This is a genomic window from Corynebacterium flavescens, assembly GCF_008693105.1.
Taxonomy (GTDB): Bacteria; Actinomycetota; Actinomycetes; order Mycobacteriales; family Mycobacteriaceae; genus Corynebacterium; species Corynebacterium flavescens.
Genome location: NZ_VXKK01000007.1, coordinates 1 through 5794, shown reverse-complemented (window position 1 = coordinate 5794; position 5794 = coordinate 1). Strand labels below are relative to the sequence as shown.

The 5794-nt window shown below is 61.5% G+C and carries 7 protein-coding genes; 3 read left to right on the top strand and 4 right to left on the bottom strand.

Translation table 11 applies throughout. From position 1 onward, the window contains the following. The coding region (locus F4V60_RS00545; protein ID WP_150387345.1) for an IS110 family transposase at window positions 1-684 on the bottom strand (684 nt) is incomplete at its 3' end. Between the two features lie 527 nt (window positions 685-1211). On the opposite strand from F4V60_RS00545, the gene F4V60_RS00540 reads away from it, so the two are divergent. Beyond that, window positions 1212-1508: a cupin domain-containing protein gene (locus tag F4V60_RS00540; protein WP_075728853.1), complete on the top strand. Its 297-nt coding sequence runs from the start codon at window positions 1212-1214 to the stop codon at window positions 1506-1508. A 125-nt stretch (window positions 1509-1633) separates the two neighbouring features. Here F4V60_RS00540 and F4V60_RS00535 read toward each other — a convergent pair whose 3' ends face one another. The 3 genes from F4V60_RS00535 to F4V60_RS12475 form a co-directional block, all read right to left on the bottom strand. Then, the gene (locus F4V60_RS00535) at window positions 1634-2236 is read right to left on the bottom strand and encodes a class I SAM-dependent DNA methyltransferase (protein WP_232315947.1); all 603 of its coding nucleotides are present in this window, start codon (window positions 2234-2236) and stop codon (window positions 1634-1636) included. 244 nt (window positions 2237-2480) lie between these two features. Next, window positions 2481-3401 (bottom strand): NADP-dependent oxidoreductase, encoded by a 921-nt coding sequence (locus F4V60_RS00530; RefSeq protein ID WP_075728852.1) that lies wholly within the window; start codon window positions 3399-3401, stop codon window positions 2481-2483. Window positions 3402-3771: 370 nt separating this feature from the next. Continuing rightward, window positions 3772-4350, bottom strand: coding sequence for a CueP family metal-binding protein (locus F4V60_RS12475; protein ID WP_075728851.1), 579 nt, complete (start codon window positions 4348-4350; stop codon window positions 3772-3774). Window positions 4351-4570: 220 nt separating this feature from the next. On the opposite strand from F4V60_RS12475, the gene F4V60_RS00520 reads away from it, so the two are divergent. After that, window positions 4571-4852: a heavy-metal-associated domain-containing protein gene (locus tag F4V60_RS00520; protein ID WP_084559091.1), complete on the top strand. Its 282-nt coding sequence runs from the start codon at window positions 4571-4573 to the stop codon at window positions 4850-4852. A gap of 85 nt (window positions 4853-4937) precedes the next feature. Continuing rightward, the gene (locus tag F4V60_RS00515; protein WP_198154413.1) at window positions 4938-5678 is read left to right on the top strand and encodes a Crp/Fnr family transcriptional regulator; all 741 of its coding nucleotides are present in this window, start codon (window positions 4938-4940) and stop codon (window positions 5676-5678) included. Window positions 5679-5794: the final 116 nt, after the last annotated feature.

The window sequence follows — 5794 nt, the reverse complement described above, 5'->3', positions numbered from 1 at the left end:
GATTACCTCGACCAGATCGGTGATCTTGTTATCGAGTTCATCGCATTGCGCCCGCAGCATGTTGTAGGTGGTAGCCAAACTCTTCAAACTGATCAAGGTGCCATTGATCGGATCAGTGACATCTGCAGGTGGGCGACACCGCGACAAAGTCATAATCAGGGTGGGAGTCGCCATCGTCGCATAACGCTGTCGAACAGTCACGGGGGCCGTGACCAGCAAAGACTTGATGAGAGTTACTAGTTTTGCCGCTGTAGCAACCAGTTGATGGCGGGTGATCTGGAGCATGCGTAGTGACTCCACCGGCCCTGTGGTGTCTTTCGGCGTGCTCAATACTTGGCCGGTGAGCACCTGCCGGGCGGCAGCAAGTGCGTCGACGGGATCTGATTTGCCATCCCTGCGTCGAAGGGCCCGGGTGGGACGCAATACCTCGAAAACTACATGTCCATGATCAATGAGATGCCGGGTCAGGGCAGCTCCGTAGGAGTTAGTACCTTCTACCCCGACGACTGTGACTCGGTGAGCGGTGAGGAACTCGGTGACGTGGCGGTAGCCGTTGCTGGTGGTGGGAAAGGTATCGGTGGCGAGGTGTTTACCAGTCTCGGTCACGATGGCCACGGTGTGGGTATCGGTGTGGGTATCGATGCCGGCTACGGGGCCAGCAATGTCGAAGGTTGGTGTGGGCATGATGTTCACGGGCTTTCTGAAGTCGTCGGATACGGTGATCCGCATATCCGGAGCTTCAGACAGACAAGACGCTGATGGGACTACTACCATGACACCTGCCAGGGTGGTCACGGAAACGGTCACGCTCCTATTAGGTCATGACCGAAGCACCGGATCGCGGTACGGGATCGGAACCATTCCGAAAGACAGATCACAGGCAAGGCACACAGTGTGGCCAGTCCACTTTAGGGTCATTTCGGATGGCTCCGATCCCGTACTCCCATTATCAGCGTCTACTTTCCGGGGGTCGGGCCCAGGTTTCAGTTCCAAGAAACTGAGACACTCTTAGTCATGCGGCAATAGCTGATGAAGCGGGCTATGGAGATCTGGACCGACTCATGGGGCCGGAGGTGCAATACCTTTTCCGGAACCTCTGGGATGCGCCACGTGATACGGCAAACTGGTGTTGGCAGGCCCGGTAGGGTGGCGCATGGCAAGTCGGGAATCAAATCCCTCAAGTGATTGATGTGTGACGAAGGAATTTCAAGATGGAATCTACAGGACGACCTCAGGTGACGCCGTTAGAAGAAGGAACACTGTTTGTCACCAAGCGGATGGAAGCGACGGAGGGAGTTTCTTGGCCCAGGCACCGGGCCTCTGTCGAGTCAGTCCTTGTCGTCACCGAGGGGCGATGCATCTTTAAGTTCCCTGACGCAGATCATGGGGTGAGTGCGGGAGACAGTCTCGTTATTCCCGCCGATGTCTGGCACAAGATTGTGGCGGATCCAGCTTTCACGGCTGTCCACATCATGCCGAAGGAGATCCGGTTTACCTTCTCTCAGTGATTGCTCCCTTTGCTGAGGTCGAGTCGTCTATTACGGTTGTCCGCCTATGATCTGTTTGTCCAGGTGGGCAGGTATGGAATTTTAGGTCCGCATCGGGGGTGTCCCCTCCGAGTAGGTTGAGGTTGTTAGAGATTCTGCTTGCTGGCCTCGGCGGTGAGATAGGCATGGGGGAACCGAGGATCCCAGTGGCTATCCGTGACCTCGAAGCCAGCGTGTTCTAGTGCCTGGGTGATGTCGGGCAGTGGCCACCGGTAGGCGGTGACCACTGGATGCTGCACCGGTTCGAGACGGGGTCCGGAGAAGAAGGACATGAGGAGGACACCGTCGTCCTCGGCCACCGCGCGCAGTGAAGCCAGTGTTGCCGGCAACTCGTCAGGTCCCATATGGATGAGCGAGTACCAGGCCAAGATGCCTGCCCAACGCTTCGGTGAGTCCGACAGATCGGCAATGGTGCCGTGGTGAAAGGTCACCGAGGGGTGTGTCTGGCGAGCCAGCTCCACGAGCCGTGTTGCCGGTTCCAGTCCCTCGATCCTGTGTCCGAGGTTGGCGAGGTGACCGGTCCACCGTCCCGTGCCAGAACCGACATCGAGGATCGCCCCGTCGACGTTGGCGGCCCAGGATTCGATGAGCGCTCGGTCAGGGTCATCGGCCGAGATGATCGTTCCGAGCAGGGCTTCCGGGTCGAAGTTCGGTGAGTTGTAGGCCTGGCTGAGGTCATCGGTTGCCATGAGGATAACCCTAACCGTGCCCGGGGCTGGACGTGCTTGTATGCCTTTCAGTAGGCGCGCAGGTGGTCTCCAGGGGCGTAGAGCGGCGTTGATCCGGTCCATGTGGGCGAAGATGCGTCAGTGGGCAGGGGGGAACCTCTCGTTCGTCGGCCCAACAGTCCTGGGACCAGGCAACGCCCCTGCCATTACCCGGCTGGCCGCGCCTACGCGGGTTTTCTCCTCCGCGGTCGTTCTGGTTGTCTGGTTAGTCCTGGGAGGTGATGAGCTCGAGGACGATCTTGCCGCGGGCGTGGCCCTGCTCAACGTGGGCCAGGGCCTTACCGGCCTGTTCCAGCGGGTAGGTCGTATCGACCTTCGGGTCGACCAGCCCGTACTGGACCACCCCGGTGATCTGTCCGACCATTTCCGGGGTGCGGCGCAGCACCTGTCCACCGAGTTCTCCCACGGTGGCAGCATCAGCCGCCGAGATCACGTGCGCCGGATTCTTCGCCAAGGGAGCAACCACCCGCAACGCCTCCCCGCCGACTAGGTCGAAGACTACGTCCACACCGTCAGGGAGCAGCGCATGCACCTGCTCCGCGACGGCGTCGCTGGTGGCGACGAAGATAGCACCGGTGGATTCGATGAGCTCGCGCTTGTCCTCGTGGTCAACGCCGACGACCTGGAACTTGTGGACCCGTCCGATTTGCGCGGCCATCAGCCCGACCCCACCACCGGCCCCATTGATTAGCAACGACTGGCCTGGTTCAAGCTCGACCTGGTGAGTGCCGGCGTAGGCGCTCGCCCCAGCGACCGGGATCGCGGCGGCGTCGGTGAACGAGATCTCCTCCGGCTTGAGCACGGTACTCTCTGCCACCAGCAGGGTGTCCTCGGCATATCCGCCGACGCCGGGGGCCACCAGGCCGAGCACCTGATCGCCGACCGCGAAGCCCTCCACATCGTCTCCAACGGCGGTGACGATCCCGGAGGCCTCCGCGCCCAGGGGTGCCGGAAGCTCTCGCGGGGTTCCGGCAACCCCGGAACGGACCTTCCAATCAAGTGGGTTGACCCCGGCCGCGTGGACCTTGACCCCGAGTTCTCCCGGGCCTGGCTGGGGGGTGTTGCGGGTGATCAGTTCCTGGTTTTCCGGGCCGCCGTACTCGTTGAACACGTATACCTTCGACATCGTGTGCTTCCTCTCCTCGTGAATTTCTTTCCTGTGGTCACGGCCGTTCGCGGCCTTGCCTGTCACGGTAGGAAGATGATCACGGCGAGACCATGACGTGGATCAAAGAGTGAAAGAAGTGATCACGAAGGACCCCACCGACATTGGGGGATCTATCGCGCAGACCCCTTCGTGCCGCTAAGGTCGGTGTCGCTTGCCACAGCGTGCCTAGGGCCTCTCGATGCCCTAGGTGAGGCCTGCCCCTGTTCCCAGCAGGAGCAGTCATTTTTCTCCGTCGTCACCCTTCGGGGACGGCAGGCCCCTGACATGCATATCCCACACCGCCTCAACGGTTGCGCACCATGAATCCCGAAAAACCGGCTAGTACCGGTTAAACCTGCGGCAGTGGGGAGGCCCTGAGGCGAAGACCGGTGATGCAGGTGGCTCCGTCCGTACCGGTGGTGAAGTAGGAGTAGCCGGTGAACTCCCCGTGGGTGATCTCGATGGTGCCGGCGGTATCGCGCGGGAGCCAGTAGCCGATGAACCCGTTGTCGAAGGTGGTTGCCTGCTCCGAGAGGAGCACCGCACCCGTGTCGTCCTCAATGATCTCCACCTCCACGGGTGCGTTGCGCAGCTCGCCCAGGCAGGTGGTCAGGCTGTGGTAGAAGCAGTCATGGGTCTGGTTGATAAACGGGGCCACGGACACATAGACGGAGGCAGCGGGCATATCCAGGCTGATTTCCTCGTCAGGAGTGGTCAGAACGAGCTCGTCGGGGCGCACCACGGCCATCAGATCCTGCGGACGGGCCTCCACGAGGAGAGCGTCCAGGTAGTCGATGATCCCCACCGCGTCCATACCTGCCAGATCGACCGAGGCCAGAAACTCCGCCTCCTCGGGGTCCGCCGCCGAGGTGGTGCACCCGGCCAGGGTGAGCGCACAGACAGCGAGGAGGGCGGCGAATCGGTTCATGGCAGATCCTTGCTTCATGTTTCTATAGTCAAACATAAAAACTACTGCATGTGACAGTAAGAGGAAAAGGGTACGTGGCCCTTTCCGGGAAAGTCGGCGCGGGCCCAGTATGCCGCGACCCGCACCGTCATGCGCAGCTGCTCCCACCGGTCGGGGCCCTTTTCCGGTTGTTTGATCCAGGTTAAGGAATTACTCCGGATATAGCCACATTTTCATTATCATGCGCCCATTCCACGTGCCCCCGATGAAAGGACCCCACTGTCATGACCATTCCCATCCTCAAGCACACCACCGTGTCCACGTCGGGGTTTTGTGCCCGAGTTGCCTGGCCACCGCCCAGACCGCACTCAGTGACCTGGACGCGGTGGCCTCCGTCGAAGTGGTAGTACCGCCCGGCCATCTCGTGGTGTCCCATGACCTACAACAGGTGTCTGTGGACGAGCTCATCAGGACCGTCACCGACATCACCTCCACTGCCCACTCCTCAGGCAGCGAGTGGTGAGGGGGCGCGGCTGTCGGTTGTGTCGGAGGCTTTTGTTCCTCCGCTTCCGCGGTCATTGCTCTCCGGGCCTGATAGCATGGGGCTTATGGCCCGCAATCCCGTCCGTCACAACTGCGCCCAACCCCACCAGTGCTCCCTGGACGTGCGCATGCAGGTCCTGGCCCGTTCCCCGCTGACCAAGAAGCTGAACCCACAACAGCACAGGGAACTCGACCAGCATCTGACCTCCTGGGCCTGGGCCGCGGGTGATCCCATCCTCCTAGCCGGCGAGCAGGCTCAGGGCAGCTATATGGTCGCCGCCGGTCGGGCCCGGATCACCCGGGACACCATCGATGGCCGCGAAATCACCGTCGACATCGCCGCCCCCGGGGATGTCATCGGCCCACTGCACACCCATAGCTCCCCAGCCACCGACTCGGCCTGGGCGATCGAGACCACCTGCGCGCTCTACCTGCCCGCCGAGGCCCTGGCCGAGGTCGTGGACGCCTACCCGCAACTGGCGTTGGCGATCATGCGGATGCAGCAGGACCAATTGGTCCGGTCCCGGGAGCGTGAAACCGCACAGGCCACCTCGACTGTCGAGCAGCGCGTGGCCGCCGCTCTCCAACATCTGGACGCCAAGCTCGGGCAAATCCGACAAGACGGATCCAGCCTGCTGCAGGTCCGCCTGCGCCGCGACGACGTGGCCGGCATGGCCGGCACCACCGTCGAGTCCGCCTCCCGGGCAATGGCGCGGATGAAGAAAACCGGTGTCATCGACTCCGGCCGCGAATGGATCGCCATTACCAACCACCAGGCCCTGGCCGACCTGGTCGCCGGCCTTTAAAACGCCCACATCCCTCTCTCTGTTCCAGGACAATTTCCTGGTAGGAGAGATTTGTCGTTGTTTGATCCAGGTCAAGGAATTAACCTGGAAAGGACCGTATCTTTAAAGGTGCAAGC

What these genes read in the sequence shown, in the direction of transcription:
- F4V60_RS00540 (WP_075728853.1), top strand. Translation starts at nt 1,212, where the DNA reads ATGGAATCTACAGGACGACCTCAGGTGACGCCGTTAGAAGAAGGAACA.
- F4V60_RS00535 (WP_232315947.1), bottom strand. Translation starts at nt 2,236, where the DNA reads ATGGCAACCGATGACCTCAGCCAGGCCTACAACTCACCGAACTTCGAC.
- F4V60_RS00530 (WP_075728852.1), bottom strand. Translation starts at nt 3,401, where the DNA reads ATGTCGAAGGTATACGTGTTCAACGAGTACGGCGGCCCGGAAAACCAG.
- F4V60_RS12475 (WP_075728851.1), bottom strand. Translation starts at nt 4,350, where the DNA reads ATGAACCGATTCGCCGCCCTCCTCGCTGTCTGTGCGCTCACCCTGGCC.
- F4V60_RS00520 (WP_084559091.1), top strand. Translation starts at nt 4,571, where the DNA reads ATGCGCCCATTCCACGTGCCCCCGATGAAAGGACCCCACTGTCATGAC.
- F4V60_RS00515 (WP_198154413.1), top strand. Translation starts at nt 4,938, where the DNA reads ATGGCCCGCAATCCCGTCCGTCACAACTGCGCCCAACCCCACCAGTGC.